Origin of the sequence: Frankia nepalensis (genome assembly GCF_016786325.1) — a bacterium.
GTDB classification, from domain to species: domain Bacteria; phylum Actinomycetota; class Actinomycetes; order Frankiales; family Frankiaceae; genus Pseudofrankia; species Pseudofrankia nepalensis.
The window spans coordinates 33,646-57,407 of the sequence record NZ_JADWYU010000116.1; the positions used below are offsets into that span (position 1 = coordinate 33,646).

Consider the following 23,762-nt stretch of genomic DNA (forward strand, 5'->3'; position numbering starts at 1 on the left):
CGGGGATGCCCCGCCGGCCGGCGCGCGGGCGCCGTCCGGCACGGCCTCGTGGCCCGCCGCGCGCCGCGCCTCCGACGACGGTACGGAGCCCAGTGGCGTCTAGGAAGATCGTGACCCGGTATTTACCACTCCGACACAGCCAATTCCTAGCGGAGCGGTGGAGATGCCCGCCGGATCGCCGGCCCCACCATCCTTCTCTGGCTCCAGGTAATCGGCTGAACGTGAAGGGTGATCGACTCTGATCGACTCGATCGACGGAGGTGGTCCGACGTCCGGCCGGCGGGGCGCGGTGGGCGTCGGTTGTCGGTTTACTGGCCGAGCGAAAAGTGATATCACTTTGATAGGCGATGAGCTCGCGCCACCCGCCGGGGTGAGGCGCCAGGCTCGTCAGAGTCGGAGGAGATGCCGCGATGAGCAGCGGTCACCCACCCCAGGAGCAGGACGGCCCCGACGGCGTGGTCGCGCCGGAGCTGGACCCGCGCGACGCGGTCGACATGCCCGAGCCGCGGGTCCAGGAGCGCGTGATGTCGGGCCTGCCCGGAGGGGTGGGGTTCCTGATCTCGCTGCTGGCGCTGCTCGCCGGCGTGGCGTTGCTGGTCCTCGCCGGGCTGCTGTTCGGCGACGGCCAGGGCGCCGGCGGGGCGGGGGCGCTCGTGGCGGGCATCCTGGTCGTCATCGCGAGCTTCGTCTGCCTCTGCGGGCTGACCGCCGTCGCCCCAGGGCAGGCGCGCGTGGTCACGCTGTTCGGGCGCTACGTGGGCACGGTCCGCGTGACCGGGCTGCGCTGGGTGAACCCCTTCATGAGCCGGCGTAAGGTCTCCACCCGGATCCGCAACCACGAGACCGGCGCGGCGAAGGTCAACGACGCCGACGGCAACCCGATCGAGATCTCGGCCGTGGTGGTCTGGCAGGTCGCCGACACCGCGCAGGCCGTGTTCGAGGTCGACGACTTCGTCGAGTTCGTCGCGATCCAGACGGAGACCGCCGTCCGGCACATCGCCACCCGATACCCGTACGACGCGCACGAACCGGGGCAGATGTCGCTGCGGGAGAACGCGGACGAGATCACCGGCAGGCTGTCGGTCGAGATCGGCGCGCGGGTGGCGTCCGCCGGGGTCCGGGTCATCGAGTCGCGGATCACCCGGCTCGCGTACGCGCCCGAGATCGCCCAGGCGATGCTGCGCCGCCAGCAGGCGAACGCCGTCGTCGCCGCGCGGGCCAGGATCGTCGAGGGCGCGGTCGGGATGGTCGAGGCGGCGCTGGAACGGCTGGAAAGCCAGGACGTCGTCGAGTTGGACGAGGAGCGCAAGGCAGCCATGGTCAGCAACCTCCTGGTGGTTCTGTGCAGCGAGCAGTCGACCCAGCCGGTCGTGAACACCGGATCGCTCTACCACTGATTCAAGGTGACGGAGCGTAAGAAGATCCTGCTGCGGCTCGACCCGGCCGTGCACGACGCCCTCGCGCGCTGGGCCGGCGACGAGCTGCGCAGCACGAACGCTCAGATCGAGTTCCTGCTCCGCGCGGCCCTGTCGTCAGCCGGCCGGCTGCCGAGCGCCGTCGGCCGGATGCCACGCCGCGGCCGCCCGCCCAGGTCCGGCGGCGAAGCCGCCGGCGGTGACGGAGTCGGCGGCGAAGTCGCCGGCGGTGACGGAGTCGGCGGCGAAGTCGCCGGCGGTGACGGAGTGGGCGGCGAAGTCGCCGGCGGTGACGGAGTGGGCGGCGAAGCCGTCGGCGGTGACGGAGTGGGCGGCGAAGTCGCCGGCGGTCATGGAGTCGGCGGTGACGGAGTCGGCGGCGCGGCCGGTCAAGGGTCCGAGGCCGGCGGCGAAGCCGGGCCTGACGAGGCGGCGACCGCCGTCGAGGACGGCGGCCTGGGCCTGGCCGATCAGCCGGCCCGCGCCGATCAGCCGGGCGCAACCGACGAGACAACCGACGAGACAGCCGAGTAAGCCCGTACGGGAGGAGCGCGGTTATGGATCTGCCCGAATCGCTACCAGCCCAGCTGTACCTGCTGACCTACAACCCGGACAAGGGACGGATGGACGGCGCCGCGCGTTCTGGGCATCTCGGTCCGGCGCTGCGGGCCGCCGCGCTGCTGGAGCTGCGCCGCCGTGGCCGGATCGGCGACGACGGCGGCAAGGTGGTGGTGACCGGCCGGGCGTCCCGGCCGGGCGGCGGGGCCTTCGACGACCCGATCCTCGCCAGGGTGCTCGGCCAGATCGAGGAGTCGGCGCGGCAGCGCTCCTGGTCTCACTGGATCGGCCAGGACAACCGGCGCACGACCAGATGCGCCCGCGACTACCTGGAGGCGGGCCGCTGGCTGCGGGTGGAGCGGGATCGGGTGCTCGGGGTCTTCCCGCGGACCACGGTCACGGTCCGCGACCGGCGGGTCGTGCGCGCACTGATCAACGACGTGCGCCGGGCGCTGCGCGGGCCGACTCCCACGGATCGCCTGGACGTCCGCGCCCGGGAGCTCGCCGCGCTCGGCGCCCTCGCCCAGATCCGGGTGCTCGCCTCCGGTCGCGAGCTGCGGGAGCACAAGGGGCGAGTCGAAAGCCTCATGGAGTCCATCGCCCCCGCGGGCCCCGCCCTGCGCAAGGTCGTCCGCGAGCAGCAGGCGCAGGCGGCGGCGGCCGGCGGTTGAGACGGTGCCGCGCGCCGGCGCCGGGCGGGATGGAACGCTGTAGGCGTGCGCGTCGTGCTTGCCGAGGATCTGGCCCTGCTCCGGGATGGGCTGATCAGACTGCTGACCGCCTACGACTTCGAGGTCGTGGAGGCGGTGGACAACGGGCCGTCGCTGCTGCGGGCGCTGACCAGCCACCGGCCGGACGTCGCCGTGGTGGACGTCCGGCTGCCGCCCACGTTCACCGACGAGGGGCTGGTCGCCGCGATCGAGGCCCGGACCAAGGTTCCCGGGCTCCCGGTGCTCGTGCTCTCGCAGGACGTTCAGCCGCTTTACGCCCGCGAGCTGCTGGCCAGCCCGGGCGGCGGCGTCGGCTACCTGCTCAAGGACCGGGTGAGCGACGTCGGCCAGTTCGTCGACGCGGTCCGCCGGGTCGCGGCCGGCGGGTCGGCGATGGACCCGGAGGTCGTGGCGGAGCTGCTCACCCGGCGTTCCCGGGACGAGCCGCTGCGCGGGCTGACGGCCCGCGAGCGCGAGGTGCTCGAGCTCATGGCCGAGGGGCGGTCGAACGCGGCGATCGCCGGCCGTCTCTTCGTCACCGAGAAGGCCGTCGGGAAGCACACCAACAACATCTTCAGCAAGCTGGGCCTGGAACAGTCCGCCGATGACAACCGCCGGGTGCTCGCCGTCCTCGCCTACCTGAACACCTGACCGAACCGGCGTCGCGGGGAGTGGGCCCGCCGGCAAGGCGGCAGGTCGCCCGTCCGGCGGCGACGTCTCGGATCAGACGTCTCGGATCAGAGGTCGCCGGCCAGGCGTCGCCGGCCGCCGGCCGGGCACCCAGCCCGTCCAGCCGCCCGCGTCGAGGCCGGCACCGGCCGGGCTCGGGCGGGCGCGGAGCGCCCATCCGGACGGGGACGCTCCGCGCCGCCGTCACACCCAGCGGTTCATGCCGGTGAGGATGTAGCCGATCTTGAGCCAGCTCTGGCGGCCGACGACGCCGTCGGCGGTGATCGGGCCGTAGTACGGCGAGTTCAGCCGCTGCAGCGAGCCGACCCGGGCCTGCGTCCGCTGGCCGAAGGCGCCGTCCGGGACGAGCCGGTTGGGGTCGCCGGTCGGCGCCTCGTGCCCAAAGATGATGTTGAGCGCGTTCTGCAGGGTGACGACCGCGTTCCCGCGGTCACCGGGCCGCAGCGTGGGCATGTTGACGTACCGCTGCTGCGCGCTGGAGGAGGTGACGTCGCCGCTCGTCGCCAACGCGGCCTGGAGGATGCCGGAGCGCCGGTCGGCGCGGATGCTGCCGGGACAGGAATGCGCGCCCCAGGCGGCGCCGCCCATGCGGTGCGTGCCGATGCCGTATCCGTTGACGCTGTCGGTGATCTCGGCCTTCCAGCCGAACTCGGCAATTCCCCAGGCGTAGAGCTCGGCGAGCCGCTGGACCTGGATCGGGGTGTAGTCCTCGGTGTCGTAGCCCTCGCACTCCACCGAGATCCAGTACGGGTTGCCGTCGGCCTGTGCCCAGGCCTTCCGGTCGAGTTCGACGTACTGCTCGACCGTCCCGCCCTTGGAAACCCACAGGTGGCTCGAGACCTCGCTGGCCGGGTTGTTGAACCAGCCAAACAGCGAGCCGTTGCCCTGCTGCACATGCGGGATCAGGCCACGGGTGGGGAGCACCATCGTGCCGGAGGTGTTCCGCACCGGGCGCCAGGCCGCCGGTGGATATCGGGTCGCGGCCATGCTTACCGCCCCCGGAGCCCGGCCGTGACCGCCCCGCTGGACGGATCGACGGCCCTCGTGCCGCTTGTTATGTCCATATGAACCCCTATTGACCGCTTTACCGGCGCCTCATGCCGGCTCGGCCGGTGACAACGCTGTCGCCGGCCATGCCCAGAAAAGCGCGAGTCGCGGTCGGCATTCTCTGTGTTGTCCGTCACGCAGGGCGCGTCGACCCCGGAACGGCCTGCTCGGCGCGGTTCCTCCGCGGGCGCCGTGAGCGGCGGCCCGCGGTGGCGCCGGCTCGCCGAGGACCGCCAGGCCCGGAGCCCGGCGCCGCCTCGTGGCGACGTGGGTGTCCGTTGTCCGGGAGCGTCCCTTGCTTCCTAGACTGCGGCCCATGGTTGTGTCGGCCCGTACCAGCGCGCGTACCGAGGACCCCTTCGCCCCCGAGGTCACGGTGCTGCCCGGGCCGCCGCCGGCCGCCGTGCGCGCGCTGCGGACCGCCGTGTTCGTCGAGGAGCAGGGCGTCCCGGCCGAGCTGGAGCACGACGCCGCCGACGAGCACGCCGACCACGCGGTGGTCTGGGATGGCGACGGCCAGGCGCTGGCGACCGCCCGGCTGCTCGACCCGGCCGCGGTCGCCGGGCTCGACGCGGGTCCAGAGGCGGGGCCGCCTGGCGCCGGCGCCGGGCCGGCCGGGGTGATCGGGCGGGTGGCCGTCCGGCCGGACGCGCGCGGGCGTGGCCTTGGCCGGGCGGTGACGGTGGCGCTGGAGCGGCGCGCGGCCGAGCGGGGCCTGGTGGTGGTCCGGCTGCACGCGCAGGCAAGCGTCGCCGGGATGTACGCGGGCCTCGGCTACCGGTCGTTCGGGCCGCGCGACGTCACCGCCGGGATCGAGCATGTCTGGATGGCCCGGGCGATCCTGCCGGGGATACGCCCGGTCCGCGACGCCGACGGCCCGGAGCTGGAGCGCCTGATCGGCGCGGTGTGGTCCGAGTACCCGGGCTGCGTGCTCGACGTCGACGCGGAGGAGCCCTGGCTGCGCCATCCGGCGGCCACCTACACCGGCGACGTGGAGCCCGGGCCCGGTCGGTACCGCGGCGCGATGTGGGTGGTCGAGGACGTTCTCGAGGACCTCGCCGATGACGCCGTCGAGGATGTCGCCCCGGGCGCGGCCGGCGGCTCCGGTGACGGCGCGGGCGCGGGCGGTGCCCCGCCGGCGCCGCGGCTGGCCGCCTGCGTCGCGACGCGGGAGACCGGCGACGGCCGCGTGGAGCTGAAGTCGCTCTACGTGGCCGCCACGGCGCGCCGGCGCGGGCTCGGCGCGGCGCTGGTGCGCCGCGTGGAGCGCGAGGCCCGTCGGCGGGGCGCCGGCCTGGTCGAGCTGTGGAGTGACACGCGGTTCACCGACGCTCACCGGCTGTACGAGCGGCTCGGGTACGTCGCCACGGGCCAGATCCGAGATCTGCGTGACCTCTCGAACACCACCGAGGTCCGGTATACCAGGGGGCTGCCGGCCCGGCCCTGACCAGCGCGGGCCGTATTGTTTCCGTGCCGTTGTGAATCTGTTGCCAAATTTGGGTGGCTAGGTCTCTACACCCAGGCTTCGTCTGAGCTATACACCTTTGAACTTGTTACCTAACTCACCAGTAACCAGCGGTGCCGCCTACCGGCGCCCTGCCAACCCTGTCGGGAGCGCGCTCGTGTCCACACCCCAAGGTCCCTCCGAGCCGCGCGGGTCCACGCGCGGTGACCGGTCCGGATCCTTCTGGACGTCGGTCGCACAGGTGGCCGGTCGGCGCGGCGGGATCGTCGCGATCATCGCGGTACTGCTCACCGTCGGCCTCGGCTTCGGCATCACTCGGCTCGAGTTCAGCACCAGCCAGGACAACTACCTGAACTCCGGCTCCCAGGTCGCCAAGGACAACATCGCCTACCAGTCGCTGTTCGGCGGCCAGGCGATGCTGGCCAACTTCAAGATCGATGATGGCAAGCAGCTCAAGGACCTCTTCACGCCGCACAACGTCGCCGAGTTCGACGCGCTGGCCAAGGAGCTCGAGAGCGACCCGCGGATCGTCGCGGTGGTCACCCCGAAGACCGCGCTCGAATTCACCCACAACCTGGTCACCAGCCCTGACGGCAACCCGATCGACAGCCCCGCCGGCAAGATGCTGCTCGGCGCGCGGGAGCGGGACACCGACCCCACCTCGCAGGCGAAGCGGCTCGAGGACTCGATCACGACCCTGGGCCGGATCAACCAGATCCCGCCCGCCCAGCACACCTTCAGCGACCAGGCCTGGGTCGACTTCCTGCTGCACGACAACGCGGGTGACGTCCGCCGGTCGCTGCTGCCGTTCTTCCCGAACGACGAGAACGCGCAGATGGTCGTCCGGCTGGCCGGCAACGCGTCGATCGACGACGAGGGTGCCGCCTCCGAGCTCGTCGAGGAGGCGATGGCCAAGCGGCAGTTCGACAACGCGACCGTCACCACCACGGGCGCGCCCGTGCTGCTGCGGGACATCAACGACTACCTGCGCGGCGGGTTCCTCACCCTGGGCGCGATCGCGGCGGCTTTCATGGTCGCGCTCCTGCTGGTGGCGTTCGCGGTGCGCTGGCGGCTGCTCCCGCTCGGCGTCGTCGTGGTCGGCCAGGTCTGGGCGTTCGGCCTCGCCGGCTACCTGGGCGTTCCCCTGAACATCGTCACGATCAGCGGCCTGCCGGTGCTGCTCGGCGTCGGCATCGACTTCGCGGTCCAGCTGCACAGCCGGGTCGAGGAGGAGGCGCAGCTCGCCCACGACCGCCATCCGGTCGCCGAGGCGCTGCACCGGCTGATGCCCGCCCTGGCACTGGCCACCGTCGCCGCGGTGGTCGCCTTCCTGGCGCTGGAGTTCAGCGCGGTGCCGATGATCCGCGACTTCGGCACGCTGCTCGCGCTCGGCCTGCCGGTCATCGTCCTCGCGACCGTCCTGCTGACCTCGGCGTCGCTCGCCTGGCGCGAGCAGCGCAGGCCCACCCCGCCGAAGGACTACACCCGCGGGCCGCTCGGCCGGACGACCGTGCTGCTCGGGTCGCTGCCGCGCGTCGCGGCGATCCCACTGGTGGTGGCCGCGGTCGCGGTGTTCGCCGGCGGCGTGCTCGTCGAGGGCCGGCTCACGGTGCAGACCGACCCGCAGAAGTGGGTCAGCCAGGACAGCCAGGTCATCAAGGATCTCAACCGCCTGCGCGACAACACCGGCACGACCAGCGAGCTCGGTGTCTTCGTCCAGTCGGACGATGTTTTCGACGATCGGACCGTCGGGTTCGTCGACGAGTTCGCCCGCGCGCAGCTGGCGAAGTACCCCGACGACCTGAACACGGCGTCCAGCCTGGTGACGACCGTCAGCTTCCTGCTCGACGTGCCCGATGCCCAGGTGGTGCCCCCGACGGGCGAGGACGTGCGGGCCGCGTACGAGGTCGCGCCGGAGGCGATCAAGCGCAGCACGGTGAACCTCGGCGCCGCGGGCGGGAACGCCGGAGCGTTCAACCTGATCTTCCAGACCGGGCCACGCACGCTGGAGCAGCGGGCCGTGGTCGTGAAGGACATCCGGGCGACGGTGGACCCGCCGGAGGGCGTGCGCGCCACCCCGTCGGGGCTGGCCGTCGTCGGCACCGGCCTGCTGGACAACATCGAGAAGAACCGGGTCGAGCTCACCTACTACGCCCTGCTCGGCGTGTTCGTGGTGCTTTTCGTCCGCTACCGGGGCCCGGTCAAGGCGCTGCTGTCGATGGTGCCGGTCCTGATCGCGGTCGGGCTCACGTCGCTGATCGCCTGGGTGTCGGGCCTGGAGCTGTCCCCGCTGACCGCGCTGGGCGGGCCGCTGATCATCGCGCTGTGCACCGAGTTCACCTCGCTGATCGTGGCGCGGCACCTGGAGGAGCGGGCACGCGGGCTCGCGCCGCGGGCCGCGGTCGACGAGGCGGCGGCGCGCACCGGGCGGGCCTTCCTGGTGTCCGCGGCGGCCGCGGTCGTCGGCATCCTGGTGCTGGCGGTCAGCCCGCTGCCGCTGCTGCGGGACTTCGGCCTGCTGGTCGCGCTCAACGTCGCGGTGGCGCTGCTGTCCGCCCTGGTCGTGCTCCCCCCGCTGCTGGTCTGGATGGACGAGCGCGGCTGGGTGCACCGCCCGAGGGGCGGCGCGCCGGTCCCGCCCAGGCAGCCGTCCGGGGACGAGGCGGTGGCCACCGCGCTGCCCACGACGCCCACGGCCGACTCGGCCTGAGACCTGGGACAATTCGCCGGGGTCCGACGATCCCAGCGAGTCCCCGCCGGCTGACGGCCGAACCGACGGCCCAGGGCTGGACGAACGGTAGCCAGCCGGCGGGGTGGGGGCGAAATCACGGCGGTGACCGGTCCGCGGGCGGGGCCGGTAACTTGGCCGCGCCAACGGGTGCCGTACCGTAACCCGGTACGGCACGGGCACGGAACACCACCGCTTGGGCGCCTCCAAAACCCAGCAGATTCAGGGGCGCCGGTGAGCGCCGAAGGAGAGAGATGAGCTTCGACTTCAAGGTCGCGGACCTCGCGCTGGCCGAGTTCGGTCGCAAGGAGATCCGGCTGGCCGAGCACGAGATGCCGGGCCTGATGGCGACTCGTGCCGAGTACGCCGCGAGCCAGCCGCTCAAGGGCGCGCGGATCATGGGGTCGCTGCACATGACGATCCAGACCGCCGTGCTCATCGAGACCCTCGTCGCGCTCGGCGCCGACGTCCGCTGGGTCTCCTGCAACATCTTCTCCACCCAGGACCACGCCGCCGCCGCGGTCGTCGTCGGCCCGAACGGCACCAAGGACGCCCCGGCCGGCGTCCCGGTGTTCGCCTGGAAGGGCGAGACGCTCGAGGAGTACTGGTGGTGCACCGAGCAGGCGCTGGCCTGGCCGGACGGCGGCGGCCCGAACATGATCCTCGACGACGGCGGTGACGCGACGCTGCTCGTCCACAAGGGCGCCGAGTTCGAGAAGGCTGGCGCCGTCCCGGCGACCGACCCGTCGGACTCCGAGGAGTACGCGATCGTCCTCGAGACCCTGCGCACCACGATCGCCGCGAAGCCGGGCCGCTGGACCACGGCCGCCGCCGCGATCAGGGGCGTCACCGAGGAGACCACCACCGGCGTCCACCGGCTCTACGAGATGCACAAGGCCGGCTCGCTGCTCTTCCCGGCGATCAACGTCAACGACTCGGTCACCAAGAGCAAGTTCGACAACAAGTACGGCTGCCGGCACTCCGTCATCGACGGCCTGAACCGGGCCACCGACGTGCTCATCGGCGGCAAGGTCGCGGTCGTCGCCGGCTACGGCGACGTCGGCAAGGGCTGCGCGGACGCGCTGCGCGGCCAGGGCGCCCGCGTCATCGTCACCGAGATCGACCCGATCTGCGCGCTGCAGGCCGCGATGGACGGCTTCCAGGTGACCGTGCTCGAGGACGTCGTCTCGACCGCCGACATCTTCGTCTCGACCACCGGCAACTTCAACATCATCACCGCCGAGCACATGGCGGCGATGAAGCACCAGGCGATCGTGTCGAACATCGGGCACTTCGACAACGAGATCGACATGGCCGGGCTCGGTCGCATCCCGGGCATCGAGAAGATCAACATCAAGCCCCAGGTCGACGAGTGGGTGTTCCCCGACGGCCACTCGGTCATCGTGCTGGCCGAGGGCCGCCTGATGAACCTCGGCTGCGCCACCGGCCACCCGAGCTTCGTCATGTCGAACAGCTTCACCAACCAGGTGATCGCCCAGATCGAGCTGTTCGTCAAGACCGACCAGTACCCGATCGGCGTCTACACGCTGCCGAAGCACCTCGACGAGAAGGTCGCCCGGCTGCACCTGGACGCCCTCGGCGTGAAGCTCACCAAGCTCACCAAGGCGCAGGCGGAGTACATCGGCGTCGACGTCGACGGCCCCTACAAGGCGGACCACTACCGCTACTGACGGCGGCTCGAATGGCGCGCCAGGCGCGCCGCTCGCCGGCGTCTCTCGGACGCTTCGCGCCCTCGTAGACCAGGTTGTGAGGTAGCCCTGTAAAGCCGGTGTCGGGCCTGTCCGAGGTGGCCTTGGTGGTCACCTCGGCGGGTTGGGTCACCGCTGGTTGGTTGCGTCGGGCGTGTCGCTTGCCAGGGTCCCTCGGACGCTCCGCGCCTGAGGGAACTGGTCGTGAGGTAGCCCGGCGAAGCCGGGGTCGGGCCTGTCCGAGGTGGCCTTGGTGGTCGCCTCGGTGGGTTCGGTCATGCCGGCTGGTTGCGTCGGGCGTGTCGCTTGCCAGGGTCCCTCGGACGCTCCGCGCCTGAGGGAACTGGTCGTCAGGTAGCCCGGCGAAGCCGGGGTTGGACGTGTTCGAGGTGGCCTTAGTGGTCATCTCGGCGGGTTCGGTCATGCCGGCTGGTTGCGTTGGTCGTGTCGGCTTGGGCCAGACCGTCGCGGACACGGCGAGAACATCAAGAACATGAGGAAGGGCCGCTCCCCTTGAGGGAGCGGCCCTTCCTGATTGGTGGCGGTCCGCCTACGACGCTTCCTGTGGATCATGTTCCGCGGCCTCGGACCGCGGATTCGCGCGCGCAAACCCCGATCTTCGACCCGTCCTGGCCCGGTCTCGCCGGTAGATCACCAGATCTGTGCGAAGTTCGTGGACAAATCGGACAGAAACCGCCGGACGGCGCACACATCTGGCGATCAAGGAAGTCGTCGGGCCCTCACGAGCCAGTGATCATCGGATGTGTGCGCGGATCGGCGATCGGGCGGCCCTGGCAAGATCCACGGAAAGGCCCTGGCGGGACTTTGCCAGGCTGCTCCGACCAGCGCATCCGGATGTTCCGGAAAGCGCGGAGTCTCGATCTCCGTCTCTCGTCCGCGCAGGTCACGGGCTTGAGTGACCGACCGTCCGGCGCCCGTGGCCCTGCCTGGCGTGAGACCCGACAAAGTCCTACCGGGCGGCTAGACGTGGGCGTGCTGCTTGCTGAAGACCTCTAGGACGGAGTCGGCGCCGGGGAAGAAGAGCACCTCGTGGCCGTCGTCCCAGCGGATCAGGAACGGCGGCCCGTCCGGCTGCCCGCGTACCTCGAGCACCTCACCGTGTCGTTCGGACTGGCCAATGGTCCGGCTGCGGACGCACACCCGGTCCCCGACGTTCGCGTGCATCGCGTCCTCCCTTGCCTGGAGCAACCTCTTGCTGAGCCTCCCCGCCGAGGCGGGTGATCACACCGCCCGGACCGTGCGGATGCGGCCCGCGGCCAGCTCCGGGCGCGTCGCCGCGACGGGCGGGGCTCACCGGGCGGGCTGTCAGGCGGGCGGGGCCGTCAGCTGGGCGGGGCCGCCGGCCGGGCGTGGCGGCCAGCCGGAGGCGGGACGCCAGTCGGGTCGGGCCTGGCCGTTGGGCCGGGCCCGGCTGATGGCTTACGGCGCCCGCACCCCGACATTGCTCGTGGGCGAACGGATGACATCCAGTCGGTGACGGCGGGGTGTCGCGAACCCGACACGCCTTCCGTCCCGCCAGGAAAGTGAACTGAAATAGTCGATGTTTGTTCTCGGTTGAGCGACTGCCGTCCTGTGGCTAGAGCCTACGGGATTGGCTACCCAGGGTTACTTGTGTGTATCGCCGAGTCGCCGTTACTTCCTTGACGGTCTCGCCCTGTCTTTGCGATGACCATACGACCATAACCGACTCCGAAAAGTAATGATCTACGGCATGGTTCCGTCGCTGGACGCGGTCGCGGGATCACGGGTGCGCTGAGAGATGTCTCACCGCTGGCGGGGCCTGTACTTGCCGGCCGGCTGGTAGAACCGTAGAGCGGGGATCCGTTGGGCTGGGGAGGATTTCGCATGCGCGGGTGTGCGCAATGGTGAGCATTCCGTGTCCATCGGCCGGCGATCGATCTCCGTTCCGCCGCCCCGCCGAGCCGGCCGCCGGGCTGGCGCGTTCCACCACGCCAGCCACCCGGCCGCGCCGGTCGCGCGCGCGGCGGCTCGCGTCGTCGTTCGCTTTCTACGTGGGGCAGGTCCTGCTGCTGGGCGGGCTGTTCATGGTCTACCGGCTCGGCCGGAGCGTCGCGGATGGCCGACAGGACGAGGCGCTCCAGAACGCGCTCAACGTCTGGCATTTCGAGCGCCTGCTCGACCTGCCCAACGAGTCGGGGATCCAGCGGCTGGCGCTGCATTCCACCGACCTGCTGGAGTGGGCGAACCGCTTCTACATCGGCGTGCATTTCCCGGCCGCGATCGCGTTCCTGCTCTGGGTGCTGGTCTTCCAGCGGGCGCACTGGCCTCGGGTCCGTAATGTGATCATGCTGTCGACCGGGGTCGCGCTGGTGATCCACATTCTTTACCCGCTCGCGCCGCCCCGGTTCCTGCCGGCGGTAAGCCCGGACATCCCGTTCGTCGACACCGGCGTCGTCATCGGCCCGTCCGCCTATGCCGCCCCCGGCGCCGAGGCCGCCAACCAGTACGCGGCGATGCCCAGCCTGCACGTCGGCTGGGCGATCCTGGAGGCCTGGGGCGTCATCACCATCCTGCGCTGGCGGGCCCGTTGGCTCGCGATCGCGCACCCCGTGGTGACCGCGCTGGTCGTGGTCATCACGGCGAACCATTACTGGCTGGACGGTCTGATCGGCGGCGGCCTCGTCTACGGCGCCGTCCTGCTGACCAGGCCGGCGCGCTGGCGGCGCCTGACCGACGTCACGCTCGCCCCGGCGCGCCGGGTCCGCGCGGTCCTTTCTCCGCGCCAGCCGGCTCTCCCGGGCATTCCGGGGCAGGCGGTGCCGCGGCCGGCTCTGGTGGAGCCCAGGCCGCCGGGCAGCTTGGCCCGTGTGCTCCCGCCGCCACCCGCCACGGCGACGGTCGGGCCCGCCACGGCGACGGTCGGGCCCGCCGCGGCGACGGTCGGGCCGATCGGGCCGACCGCCGGGCAGGTCGCCCCCGACCCGGGCAGCCGTCCGCCCCTCTCCGCGCCGCCCGTCTCCGCGCCACGGCCGGGCGACGAGGGCGCCGGCCGTGGCGAGCCGGAGACGGCCGGTGAGTTGACGACGGCCGCGGGCTACGACGTCTCCCAAGGATCATCTTCCGCGATCCCGGACCGCCCCGGGCCCGTGGTCAGCTGAGTCGTTCGATGACCAGGGCCATGCCCTGCCCGCCGCCGACGCACATCGTTTCGAGGCCGATGGTCTTGTCCTTGGTGCGCAGGCCGTTGATCAGGGTGGTCAGGATGCGCGCGCCGGTCATGCCGAACGGGTGGCCCAGCGCGATCGCGCCGCCGTGCACGTTCAACTTGTCGAAGTCGACCCCGAGTTCGCGGGCCGACGGGACGACCTGGGCGGCGAACGCCTCGTTGATCTCGACGAGGTCGACGTCGTCGATGGTCAGGCCGGCCCGGGCGAGCGCCTGCTTCGAGGCGCCGACCGGGCCCAGGCCCATGATCTCCGGCGAAAGGCCGGTGACGCCGGTGGAGACGATCCGGGCGAGCGGGGTCAGCCCGAGCTCGCGGGCACGGGTGTCGCTCATGACGAGCACGGCCGCCGCGCCGTCGTTGAGGGGGCAGGAGTTGCCGGCGGTCACGGTGCCGTCCGGCCGGAACACCGGCTTGAGCGCGGCCAGCCCTTCCAGGGTGGTGCTCGGGCGCGGGCTGTCGTCCTTCGAGACGACGGTGCCGTCGGGCAGCGTGATCGGGACGATCTCGCGCTCGAAGAAGCCGTCGGCGATCGCCTTCGCCGCGTTGTGCTGCGAGCGGTAGGCGAACTCGTCCTGCTCCTCGCGGGTCAGCCCGGTGTGCTGGACGACGTTCTCCGCGGTCTGGCCCATCGCGATGTGGATGTCAGGCAGCAGGCCCTGCTCGCGCGGGTCGGTCCAGCCCGGGGCGCCGCCCTCGGCGCGGGCCTTGGTGCGGGCCTCCGCGTCGGCGAAGAGCGGGTTGTGGGTGCCGGGCAGGTTGTCCGCGCTGCCCAGGCCGAAGTTGCTGACCATCTCGACGCCGGCCGAGATGAAGACGTCGCCCTCACCGGCCTTGATCGCGTGGTACGCCATCCGGGTGGACTGCACCGAGGAGGAGCAGTAGCGGTTCACCGTCGTGCCGGCCAGGAAGTCGTAGCCAAGGGTCACCGCGGTCACCCGGGCGATGTTGAAGCCCTGCACACCGGCCGGCTGGCCGCAGCCCATGATCAGGTCGTCGATGGTTGTCGGGTCGACCTCGGGCACCTTCTCCAGGAGCGCCCTGATGACCGCCGCGGCCAGGTCGCTCGAGCGCAGGTCCTTGAGTGATCCCTTGTTCGCGCGCCCGATCGGGGATCGAGCGGTCGCGACGATGACGGCCTCGGGCACGTTCGCTCCTTCGACGGTGTCCGCGGGTGGCGGCCAGGACGGCCGTCACCGGACCGCGGGTGTCTCCCTGCCCGGCCCGCTTCTCCCGTGTGCCGCCCTCGGCGCCATACGGGCACCCCGCGACGTGGAGACCCCTGCTCGCCCAAGCTAGCGCAGTCGGCGCATACGGACCTCCGATCGGGCGCGAACATGATCATGACGTGCGCGACATCCGCGAGGGCGGCCCGTACCCTGGCCCCGACAGCGGAGAGTGATCATGAACGATCTCGCCCTCGGCGCGGGTGGCCGCCCCGCCGCAGGACCCGTCCTCGACGAGGCCGCCGTGGCCGCGCTCAGGGCGGCGGCCACCGCCCTGCGGGACGGCGCGGTCGAGCTGCGCCGGCTCGCGGGCGTGGCGTTCGGCCTGCTCGAGCCGGCGCGGTGCCTGGACACGCCCGAGACCTGGTCGTCGCCCTGGCAGGCGCGCGCGACGGCCCGGATCGGCGGCTGGCGGCGGGCCCTGGACGCCGGCGGTGAAGCGATGACCGTGCGTGCCCGCTGGTACGAGCGGACCGCCGGCGTGTTCGAGAAGGCCGCCGGCGGGGCCGGGGCGGCCGATCGGGCCGGTGGGGGCGGCGTGACCGGACAGGGCGGTCCGGCCGCCCCCGCCGGCCGGGTCGCGGGCCCGGGCCTCGTGGCGCCCCGCGCGCCCGCGATGCCCCCGGCCTGGGACACGCCTGATCCGGAGCTCGTGCGCGCGCTCGCGGGCGAACTGGCCGACCCCGCCGACCCGTACGCGGCTGGGCTGCCGGGCGCCGGCGGGCTGGCGGCGCCGCCCGGCCACGACCCCGGCGCCGGGCGCCACCCGGAAAGCGGCTACCCGGGTGTGGGCTACCTGGGCGGCGGCGGACCGGTCTCGTTCGACGCCGGGCTGCTCGGCGCGCTCGCCGGGCGGCTGCGGACGGCCGGCGTGACGGCCGGCCCGCTCGCGGTCGCGGTCGGCCGGGCCGACGAACAGGCGCTGGGCGCCGTGCTCCGCGCGGTCACCGCCGCGGCACGCGCGACGGGCGGCGGGCTTGCCCAGGCCGCCGGCGCCGGCGCGGGACCGGCCCACCGGTTCCGGGTGGCCGGGCTGCCGGCGGACACCGACGTGCTCCGCCTCGGCCTGCACGCCGTCGCCTGGGGCGCGCCAGGGCTGGCCGCCTCGATCGAGCGCCGGATGGCGCACTTCGCCGCGGCCGAGGAGGCGGTGCGCGCCGGTGGCGTGCTCATCGACCAGCGCGCCTGGTTCGACGACGCCCCGCCGCCGAGCCTCGCCGAGATCAGGGCCGTCGCCGGCGGCCTCGTCGCGTTCGTCGGCGACGACGCCGGGGCGCTGTCGGCCGCCGACGTCAGGGAGGTCGGGCGCCGGCTGGCGGCGCTGCCCCCGGCGGCCCGCGCCGCCGTGATCAGTCGGCTCCGTGGCCGCCCGCTGCGGGTGCTCGCGGGCGCGGTCGACCGGCTCACGGACGGCCTCGCGGCCCGCTCGGGCGACGAGCTGGTCGCCCTGGCCGCCGTGCCGGACCTGCTGCTCGCCAGCGCTCCGGCACCGATGATCGCCGAGCTGGTCCGGCTGCTGCCTGATCTCGAGCCGGCTCCGCCCGGCGCGGGCCGGCGCGGGGGAGCCGGTGGCGGGGGCGAGGCCGACCGGGCCGACCCACTCGTCCGGGACGGGGTGAGCACGTCCGACGTCGGCCAGGGCGGCGTCGGCGACTGCTACCTGGCCGCCGCGCTCATCGGGCTGGCCGAGACCCGCCCCGACCTGCTCCTGGGCGGGATGCGGGAGAACGCCAACGGCACGTTCACCGTTACCCTCTACCGGGACGGCCGGGCGTTCCCGGTCACCGTGACCCGGGCCCTGCCGAGTCTGGCCGCCCCCGGCGGGGAGGACGGGGGAGCGGGGGCGGGCGGTGGCTGGCCGCCGGTGGCCATGGCCGCGGTCGACCTGGCCGGCCGGCCCGAGCTCTGGGCCGCCGTCTACGAGAAGGCCTACGCCCGTGCGCACGGCGGGTACGACGCGATCAACGGCGGCGACCCCGGCGTGGCCGCGAGTGACCTCACCGGCCGCGAACACCACACACTGCCGCCGGCCGTGGTGACCGTCGAGGACCTGACGGCGCGGCTGGCCGCCGGTGACCTCATCACCGTCTCGACCCGTGCCCATCCCGAGCCCCGGCCCGGAACCGGCCTGGTCGGCCGGCACGCCTTCGCGGTCCTGGGCGCCGACCCGGTCGGTGGCAGGGTGCTGCTGCGCAACCCGTGGGCCAGTCCCGGTGAGGAGCTGACCCGCTGGTACCGGTGGGACGACCTGCGTCCCGGGCTGCGCGCGGTCACCATGACACCGCTGTCCTGACCGGCCTCGGCCAGGTCGGACCGGCCGGCGGGCCCGCAGGTGGCCGTTTGTGGGACGTTCATGGCGAAGGTGGCGGTGGCGCTCAGGAACCCAGCCTTCTTCACTCGAACTGGCGTCCTGATCGGGCCGCCGGATATGACTGCTGGGCATATTCGCTGGTGGATTCCTGGGTGGCGGGCAGTCGGGGGCCCCTGAACGGGTCCGCGCCGAGCGCCAGCCGAGCGCTCGCCGACCGTCTCGGCGTCGCCGGCGCCATCCGCGCCCAAGCCGCTCGACAGGCGCTCGTCGAGCGCCTGTCGAGCGCTCGCGACCGGCCTGCCGGCGGGCCGGAACGGCGGGAGGCCGACGAGCCCAGGGGCTCGTCCGAGGGCGGTGAGCGACGACCGCCCGCGTCGGAAGCGTGGCGGGGCGCGGCGGAGCCATGGCGGCGTCAGCGGTCGAAACGGCGGGCGGCCCCGTAGCCAGGGCCCTGCTCCGGCCGCCCGGTGCGCGACGTCCACCGCCACTGCACCGAGATCCGGCCGCCGACGTGCCCGGCGACCCTGGGCACTCCGTGTAGCCAGTCGGCCTGGGCCCGGCCGCCCAGGACGATCAGGTCGCCGGAGCCGGGGGCCAGGTCGACGACCCCCGAGGTGTCGCGCGCGTCGTTCAGGATGCGCCGGCCGGGTGGCAGCCGGGCCGGCTTGAGGTGCCAGGGCCGACGGGCGCCGAGCGTCAGGATCGCGATCACGGTGTCGTCGAGCCAGCGCAGCTCCTTGTCGCGGTGCACCGCCACCGAGTCGGCGCCGTCCCGGTAGTAGGACAGGCCGTAGCCGTCGAAGTCGATGCCGTAGCGCCGGCGCAGCGCCAGATAGGACGCCGTCAGCTCCGGGTAGGGCAGCTGTTGGCCGGCCCGGTACCAGGCGCTCAGCCGGGGCGGGAGGACGTACTTCTCGTAGCGCCACATGGCCCCCGACTGCCAGGGGGCGGTGTCGCGGACCCGCTGGTAGAGCCCGTCGGCGGCGGGCAGCCAGCCGCGGCCCACGTCCACCCAGGAGGTCCGGTCAAGCCAGTGCCGTTCGAGGTCGGCCGCCGTCAATGCCTGAACGAGGTCACGGATCGTGACGTCGCTGGCTGTCGCGTCGCCGCTTTCGCCCTGTTCGGGACGCTCGACGGGCATGGCTCGACGCTACCCGCCGGGTCTGACACGTCTGGGCGGCCGGCGGCGCGCGCGGATCCCGTCCCGACGGGCGCGGCGCGGTCGCGGGGAGTCCGGCGTAGGTGTCGGGTTGCGGACGGGTGGGTGTCGGGTGGGGCGGCGTTTCCCGCGCCCGGCGGCCGTCGGGCCACCGGGGACATGGGGACGGCCGCAACCTGTCGGCCCCGGCCATGGCCCGGAATAAGCGCTGGTCGAGCGCTCGCTACGCGCTCACACAGGCATGTTGCCGTGATGTGTGCCCCTTGGCTCCACGTCCCTTACCTGACCGGCGGCGCGGGGTAACGTTCGTCAACCGGCATAGCCAAGCGCCGCGCCACGCACCCGGCGAACGGCCGATACTTACGAACTCGACGACGCACGAACTCGACGACTAGCGATCATTGCCCCGGCCGCGCGCCGGGAGACGCCGGTACGACTGACCACCCGCACCGTCACGTCCGTGCTGTCCGCTCCAGCCGGTCCTGGCCTCCGCCAGGGCCGCGCTCCGGACGGGGCGGCTGGGCGATCACGAAGGCTTGACGATCACGAAGGGAGGAGGCGAGGCTCCGTGGTGACCGACCCGATGCGTCAGCTCCAGCTCCCCGGGGTCCTCGTCCTCGTCTCGACCGCGCCGTCGTCCGGCGCCATCGCCGCCGACAACTGGGGCTGGTACCGGGCCGTCGCCGAGGCGGGGCTCCCGCCGGCGACCAAGCTCGTCGCGCTCATCCTGGCCAGCCACGTCCGGCCGGCCAGTGAGGCCGACCGGGAACTGCCGGTCGGGTCGGCCGTCTGCGCGCCGGGCCTGCCGGTCCTGGTCGCCCAGACCAAGTACAGCCGGACCCACGTGCAGCGCCAGCTCGCCCGGCTGCGTGAGCTCGGCTGGCTCGGCTCGGTCGGCCGGCCAGCCGCCGGCCGGCCGGCGCGCTTCGTGCTGACCCTCCCGCCGGACGTGGCCCGGTCCGCCGGGGTCGAGCCGGCGCGGTCCTCGGCAGACGCCGGGCCCGTCGTCGCCGAGGCCGCCGCGACCGAGGCCAGGGCAGTCGCGGCCGTCGCGACCGGGACCGGGACCGCCGAGCCCGCGATCGTCGCGGCCGGGACCGTGGCGGGGGCGGCCGGGACCGAGCGGGCGGGCGACGCCCTCGCCCGCCCGGCCGCCGGGGCGCCTGACCGTCTCACCGCGGCGGGTGAACTGGCCCCGGACGAGGCCGCCGAGGCCGCGGACGGCGTGGAGCCGTTCGACGTCGGCGACGACGCCGAGCCGGTGGTCGCGGTGGCCGGCGCGGCGGCAATGGTGTCGGCCGGCGCGCACGTGTCGCGTCGCCTCGCCGGTCGCGGCCGGCTGCTGCGCGCGATGTCCGAACGCGCTCGGGGGCGGGTGCCCGTGACGGCCTCGGCGCCCGGGGCGATCGGGACGGCGTACCCCGGGCCGTGGCTGCCGGCGAACGCGGATCGCGACCCGTACGAGCCGCCGTGGGGCGGCTCGCTCCGGGCGGCCCGGGACGAGCCCGCGCCGATGGACCCGCCTGTGCCGGCGGACCCGCCTGTGCCGGCGGACCCGCCAGCGCGGGCGGCCGCCTCGGCGGCCGTCGCCGCGCCCGCCGCGCCGAGGGCGCACCCGCCAGCCGCGCCGGACCAGCGAGCCGAGCCGCCGCGCCCGGCGCCCCCGCCGACTTCGGCGGCGATCCCGAGTTCGGTGCCGCTCCCGACCTGGACGCCGCTCCCGACCTGGACGCCGCTCCCGGCCTGGACCGCGCGCCCGGGCGAGCGCCCCCGACCGTCGGCGAGTGCACAGGAGCCTCCGGTCCCGCCACCCGTGCCCGCCGCGGCGCCGTCCACCTCGCCGGTGAACGACCTCGCGACGCCGCGCGGGGACGCGACGCCGGCCGGGGACGGCCCGGGCCCGTCGATCGCGCCGGTTGCCCAGCCGGATTCCGTCGTCCCGCCCGGTCCGGCCGCCCAGCCTGGCCGGACTGTCCAGCCCGGTCCGGTCGCCGTGCCGGCGCCGGGCGCCGCGCCCGCCGGCCCGGTCGCCCAGGCGGAGCCGGAACCGCCGGCCCTGGCGGTGGTCGAGTCACCGCGCGATCCCGCGACGGTGGCGGCGGGCCAGGTCATCACCACCCTGGCCCGGGCCATGCGCGAGCAGCCGGAGGTTTTCGTCGACTCGCTCGACACGCTCACGGAGATCATCAAGGACGGCGGCTGGTCCGCGCCGACCCTGGCGACCCACCTCGTCCACCTCGTCGTCGGCGGCGTGAAGATCGGCTCAGACAGCCCGGCGGACGGCCTGGCCTGGCGGCTGAAGCACCTGCCGCGCACCAGCGACGAGTGCCCGTGCCGGGCCTGCCAGAACTGGCGTGGCCTGCTCGCGCAGCAGCCCGCGTCCGCCGCCTCGGCGGCGTCCGGCCAGGACGGGCCGTCGTCGGACCTGGCCGCGATCGAGCGCGCCGGCGCCGTCGGCGCCCGGCACGCGGCCCTGCTCGCCAAGGCCCGCGCCTCCTGATCCCAGCCCCGCCCGGCGGACCCACCCCGGCCGCCTCGCGGTCGCGCGCCTGAAGCGGCGGCGTGGGCGCCAGCCGGACGTGGTGTCCGAACGCGACGGTTGCGGCCTCGGCCGGAACGCGAGCGGCCCGGCTCCGCCATGCGGGGAGCCGGGCCGCGTCTCGCCAGCCAGTGCCAGGCGAGGGTCAGGCGTAGGAGGCCTTGCTGTCCAGCAAGGTGGCCGTGCCGACCGGCGCTATCCGCAGTCCCACCCGAGTGCCCGTCTCGAGGCCGAGCGCGAGCAGGTCGTTGCGGGTGATCGTCACCGTGACGACCTCCGCGTCGCTCACCGTCACGTCCACCCGGATCTCGAAGCCGATGCGGCTGATGCGGCTGACCACACCGGTGGCGTCCGCCGGCGCCGCCGGGTCGAGGTCGATCTGGACGTCGTGCGGCCGGACGAGGTGGTCGCCGACCTGGGTGACCGGGCCGAGGAAGCGCATGACGAAGTCGTTGGCCGGCTTGTCGTAGAGCTCGTCGGGCGTGCCGATCTGCTCGACCCGACCCTCGTTGATCACCACGATCTTGTCGGAGACCTCGAGGGCCTCCTCCTGGTCGTGCGTGACGAACACCGTCGTCACGTGGACCTCGTCGTGCAGCCGGCGCAGCCAGTCACGCAGCTCCTTGCGGACCTTGGCGTCCAGTGCCCCGAACGGCTCGTCGAGCAGCAGCACGGTGGGCTCCACCGCGAGCGCCCGCGCCAGCGCCATCCGCTGCCGCTGGCCGCCGGACAGCTGCGACGGCAGCCGGTCGGCGAACTGCTCCAGGTGGACGAGCGCGAGCAGTTCGTCCACCTTGGCGCGGATCTCGGCCTTCGGCCGCTTGCGGATCTCCAGCCCGAACGCGACGTTGCGCCGCACCGACAGGTGCTTGAAGGCCGCGTAGTGCTGGAACACGAAGCCCACGTTGCGCTTCTGCGGCGGCAGCCGGGTCGCGTCGACGCCCTCGATCTCGACCCGGCCGCTGTCCGCGGATTCCAGGCCGGCGATGATGCGCAGCAGGGTGGACTTGCCGCCGCCCGAGGGGCCGAGCAGGGCGGTGAGCTGGCCGGTCGGGATGCTGACGGAGACGTCGTCGAGCGCGACGAAGTCGCCGAACCGCTTACCGATCTCCACAACTTCGATGCTCATCGAGCCTTTTCCATCTCACGCGGGTCCGGAAGCTGCTGTGCTGGGCCGCGGGGCGGGCGGCGGGCGCTCACCGCTTGCCCTTGGGCTTGAAGATCGACACCACGATGACCGCCGCGACCGCGACCAGCGCGAGCAGGAAGGACGTGGCGTACGCGCCGTCCTTGTCGAAGTTGAGGTACTTCTCCTCGACCGCGAGCGTCGCCGTCCTGGTCGAGCCGAGCACGTTGCCCGACACGACCTTCACCGCGCCGAACTCGCCGAGCGCGCGGGCGAGGCTCAGCACGACGCCGTAGACGACACCCCACTTGATCGCCGGCAGGGTGATCCGCCGGAACGTCGTGAACGCGCCCGCCCCGAGGCTGCGGGCCGCCTGCTCCTGGTCGTCGCCGACCTCCTCGAGGACCGGCACGACCTCGCGGATCACCAGCGGCAGCGCGATGAACGTGGTGGCCAGCACCATGCCGGGCACCGCGAAGATGATCTGGAAGCCGGCGTCCTCGAGGGCCGGCCCGAACCAGCCGCTGCGGCCGTTGTAGACGAGGGTCAGCGCGAGGCCGACCACGATCGGCGACACCGACAGCGGCATGTCGAGCAGCGCGTTCAGCACCCGCTTGCCGGGGAAGTCGTAGCGCACCAGCAGGAGCGAGATCCCGACGCCGAAGACGGTGTTGAGGACCACCGAGATGGCCGCGATCTGGACGGTCAGCAGCAGCGCGTCCACCGTGTCCGCGTCGGTCAGCACGTCCCGCATCGCCCCGAACCCGTCCTTGAACGCGTTCTGGCCGACGAGATAGAGCGGCCAGGCGATCAGGAAGAACAGGTAGGCGATCACGATCAGGCGCAGCACGTAGGTAAGCGGGCCGCGCCGGGCCGCCGCCCGCCGGGCCGGCGCGCGCTTCGGCGCGTCGTCCGGCTCGCGCAGGCGCTCCCGGCCGGGCTCGTGCCCCGGCTCGTGGCCCGTCTTCACCAGCGAGAGGTCCCCGTTCCCGGCGGCGTGGCCGTCGATGGTCTCGTCAGCCACGGCGCACCATCCGGCGCTGCAGGACGTCGACGACGACGATGACGACGAGCGAGATCGCCAGCAGGATCACCGCGACCGCCGCCGCGTTGTCCGGGTTGTCGTTCTCGATGCTGGACAGGATGCGCACGGAGGCGACCTCGGTGCGCATCGGCAGGTTGCCGGACAGCAGCACCAGCGAGCCGTACTCGCCGACCGCCCGGGCGAACGACAGGGTCGCGCCGGCGGCGATGGCCGGGATGAGGCTCGGCAGGATGATCCGCCGGAAGACGGTGAACCGGCTCGCGCCGAGCGACGCCGCGGCCTCCTCCGCGTCCCGGTCGAGTTCGGCGAGCACCGGCTGCACCGAGCGGACGACGAACGGCGTCGTGACGAACAGGAACGCCAGGAAGACCGAGAGCCGGGTGCCCGCGACGTCGACGCCCAGCGGGCTGGTCGGCCCGTAGAGCGACAGCAGCACCAGGCCGGCGACGATGGTCGGCAGCGCGAACGGCACGTCGATGACGACTTCGATGACCCGCTGGCCGGGGAAGCGGTCCCGTACCAGTACCCAGGCGATCAGCGTCCCCATGACCACGTTGACGGCCGTGACGGCGAGCGCCATGAGCACGGTGAGCCGGATCGCGGACGCGGTCGCGTCGTTGCTGAGGGCGCGCGAGAACGAGTCCCAGCCCGAGCCGGCCGCGGTGGCCGCCACCGCGGCCAGCGGGATGAGGACCAGCAGGCTGAACCACATGGTCGCGACCCCGAGGCCGATCGCGGAGCCGCGGGTCAGTGGATGACCCGTGCGGGCCGGCCGGCGCTTGCGCGCCGACCGACCCGCCGGGGTGAGCGTCGTGGACGTCACAGGTTG

16 protein-coding genes and 1 pseudogene are annotated in these 23,762 nt (G+C 73.2%); 10 read left to right on the top strand and 7 right to left on the bottom strand.

The window, feature by feature from the left end:
• The first annotated feature begins 410 nt into the window (after positions 1 to 410).
• From I6A81_RS14925 to I6A81_RS14940, 4 genes and pseudogenes are all read left to right on the top strand, one after another.
• Positions 411 to 1,397 (top strand): SPFH domain-containing protein, encoded by a 987-nt coding sequence (locus tag I6A81_RS14925; RefSeq protein ID WP_203001816.1) that lies wholly within the window; start codon positions 411 to 413, stop codon positions 1,395 to 1,397.
• Between the two features lie 6 nt (positions 1,398 to 1,403).
• Positions 1,404 to 1,613 (top strand): annotated as a pseudogene (locus I6A81_RS46160) (hypothetical protein); the annotation flags it as partial.
• Between the two features lie 359 nt (positions 1,614 to 1,972).
• Positions 1,973 to 2,644 carry a GOLPH3/VPS74 family protein gene (locus I6A81_RS14935; RefSeq protein ID WP_203001815.1) on the top strand — a complete coding sequence of 224 codons (672 nt, stop codon included), beginning with the start codon at positions 1,973 to 1,975 and terminating at the stop codon, positions 2,642 to 2,644.
• A gap of 45 nt (positions 2,645 to 2,689) precedes the next feature.
• Positions 2,690 to 3,334 (top strand): LuxR C-terminal-related transcriptional regulator, encoded by a 645-nt coding sequence (locus I6A81_RS14940; protein ID WP_203001814.1) that lies wholly within the window; start codon positions 2,690 to 2,692, stop codon positions 3,332 to 3,334.
• Between the two features lie 222 nt (positions 3,335 to 3,556).
• Here the strand turns inward: I6A81_RS14940 and I6A81_RS14945 are convergent, their stop codons facing one another.
• On the bottom strand, positions 3,557 to 4,360 hold the full coding sequence (locus I6A81_RS14945; RefSeq protein WP_203001813.1) for a peptidoglycan recognition protein family protein: 804 nt from the start codon (positions 4,358 to 4,360) through the stop codon (positions 3,557 to 3,559).
• Positions 4,361 to 4,736: 376 nt separating this feature from the next.
• Between I6A81_RS14945 and I6A81_RS14950 the strand changes: the two genes are divergently transcribed.
• The 3 genes from I6A81_RS14950 to ahcY all read left to right on the top strand — a co-directional run bounded on the left by I6A81_RS14950 (position 4,737) and on the right by ahcY (position 10,304).
• A complete protein-coding gene (locus tag I6A81_RS14950; RefSeq protein WP_203001812.1) occupies positions 4,737 to 5,867 on the top strand; it encodes a GNAT family N-acetyltransferase in 1,131 nt (376 codons plus the stop codon).
• Positions 5,868 to 6,042: 175 nt separating this feature from the next.
• Positions 6,043 to 8,595, top strand: coding sequence for an efflux RND transporter permease subunit (locus I6A81_RS14955; RefSeq protein ID WP_203001811.1), 2,553 nt, complete (start codon positions 6,043 to 6,045; stop codon positions 8,593 to 8,595).
• Between the two features lie 272 nt (positions 8,596 to 8,867).
• Entirely contained in the window at positions 8,868 to 10,304 is a 1,437-nt protein-coding gene (gene ahcY / locus I6A81_RS14960; protein WP_203001810.1) for an adenosylhomocysteinase, read from the top strand.
• 999 nt (positions 10,305 to 11,303) lie between these two features.
• Here ahcY and I6A81_RS14965 read toward each other — a convergent pair.
• Complete coding sequence (locus I6A81_RS14965) at positions 11,304 to 11,507, bottom strand: DUF1918 domain-containing protein (protein ID WP_203001809.1); 204 nt, start codon at positions 11,505 to 11,507, stop codon at positions 11,304 to 11,306.
• A 698-nt stretch (positions 11,508 to 12,205) separates the two neighbouring features.
• Between I6A81_RS14965 and I6A81_RS14970 the strand changes: the two genes are divergently transcribed.
• Complete coding sequence (locus I6A81_RS14970; protein WP_203010211.1) at positions 12,206 to 13,462, top strand: phosphatase PAP2 family protein; 1,257 nt, start codon at positions 12,206 to 12,208, stop codon at positions 13,460 to 13,462.
• On the opposite strand, the gene I6A81_RS14975 is transcribed toward I6A81_RS14970, so the two are convergent.
• Positions 13,455 to 14,675, bottom strand: coding sequence for an acetyl-CoA C-acetyltransferase (locus I6A81_RS14975; RefSeq protein ID WP_203007626.1), 1,221 nt, complete (start codon positions 14,673 to 14,675; stop codon positions 13,455 to 13,457). The genes I6A81_RS14970 and I6A81_RS14975 overlap by 8 nt on opposite strands.
• A 256-nt stretch (positions 14,676 to 14,931) precedes the next feature.
• On the opposite strand from I6A81_RS14975, the gene I6A81_RS14980 reads away from it, so the two are divergent.
• Positions 14,932 to 17,046: a C2 family cysteine protease gene (locus I6A81_RS14980; protein ID WP_203007627.1), complete on the top strand. Its 2,115-nt coding sequence runs from the start codon at positions 14,932 to 14,934 to the stop codon at positions 17,044 to 17,046.
• A 430-nt stretch (positions 17,047 to 17,476) separates the two neighbouring features.
• On the opposite strand, the gene I6A81_RS14985 is transcribed toward I6A81_RS14980, so the two are convergent.
• Positions 17,477 to 18,205: an alpha-ketoglutarate-dependent dioxygenase AlkB gene (locus I6A81_RS14985; protein WP_203007628.1), complete on the bottom strand. Its 729-nt coding sequence runs from the start codon at positions 18,203 to 18,205 to the stop codon at positions 17,477 to 17,479.
• 586 nt (positions 18,206 to 18,791) lie between these two features.
• On the opposite strand from I6A81_RS14985, the gene I6A81_RS14990 reads away from it, so the two are divergent.
• Positions 18,792 to 20,723 carry a helix-turn-helix domain-containing protein gene (locus I6A81_RS14990; protein ID WP_203010212.1) on the top strand — a complete coding sequence of 644 codons (1,932 nt, stop codon included), beginning with the start codon at positions 18,792 to 18,794 and terminating at the stop codon, positions 20,721 to 20,723.
• A 184-nt stretch (positions 20,724 to 20,907) separates the two neighbouring features.
• Here I6A81_RS14990 and I6A81_RS14995 read toward each other — a convergent pair whose 3' ends face one another.
• The 3 genes from I6A81_RS14995 to cysT all read right to left on the bottom strand — a co-directional run bounded on the left by I6A81_RS14995 (position 20,908) and on the right by cysT (position 23,756).
• Positions 20,908 to 21,891: a sulfate/molybdate ABC transporter ATP-binding protein gene (locus I6A81_RS14995; RefSeq protein ID WP_203007116.1), complete on the bottom strand. Its 984-nt coding sequence runs from the start codon at positions 21,889 to 21,891 to the stop codon at positions 20,908 to 20,910.
• 67 nt (positions 21,892 to 21,958) lie between these two features.
• Positions 21,959 to 22,738, bottom strand: a complete 780-nt coding sequence (locus tag I6A81_RS15000) for a sulfate ABC transporter permease (protein WP_407661304.1) — start codon at positions 22,736 to 22,738, stop codon at positions 21,959 to 21,961.
• Positions 22,739 to 22,904: 166 nt separating this feature from the next.
• Entirely contained in the window at positions 22,905 to 23,756 is an 852-nt protein-coding gene (gene cysT / locus I6A81_RS15005; protein WP_203007115.1) for a sulfate ABC transporter permease subunit CysT, read from the bottom strand.
• Positions 23,757 to 23,762: the final 6 nt, after the last annotated feature.

Coding starts and splice junctions, on each gene's coding strand:
- I6A81_RS14985 (WP_203007628.1), bottom strand. CDS start 18,205: ATGCCCGTCGAGCGTCCCGAACAGGGCGAAAGCGGCGACGCGACAGCC.
- I6A81_RS14945 (WP_203001813.1), bottom strand. CDS start 4,360: ATGGCCGCGACCCGATATCCACCGGCGGCCTGGCGCCCGGTGCGGAAC.
- I6A81_RS14970 (WP_203010211.1), top strand. CDS start 12,206: ATGGTGAGCATTCCGTGTCCATCGGCCGGCGATCGATCTCCGTTCCGC.
- ahcY (WP_203001810.1), top strand. CDS start 8,868: ATGAGCTTCGACTTCAAGGTCGCGGACCTCGCGCTGGCCGAGTTCGGT.
- I6A81_RS14950 (WP_203001812.1), top strand. CDS start 4,737: ATGGTTGTGTCGGCCCGTACCAGCGCGCGTACCGAGGACCCCTTCGCC.
- I6A81_RS14965 (WP_203001809.1), bottom strand. CDS start 11,507: ATGCACGCGAACGTCGGGGACCGGGTGTGCGTCCGCAGCCGGACCATT.
- I6A81_RS14935 (WP_203001815.1), top strand. CDS start 1,973: ATGGATCTGCCCGAATCGCTACCAGCCCAGCTGTACCTGCTGACCTAC.
- I6A81_RS14925 (WP_203001816.1), top strand. CDS start 411: ATGAGCAGCGGTCACCCACCCCAGGAGCAGGACGGCCCCGACGGCGTG.
- I6A81_RS14995 (WP_203007116.1), bottom strand. CDS start 21,891: ATGAGCATCGAAGTTGTGGAGATCGGTAAGCGGTTCGGCGACTTCGTC.
- I6A81_RS14980 (WP_203007627.1), top strand. CDS start 14,932: ATGAACGATCTCGCCCTCGGCGCGGGTGGCCGCCCCGCCGCAGGACCC.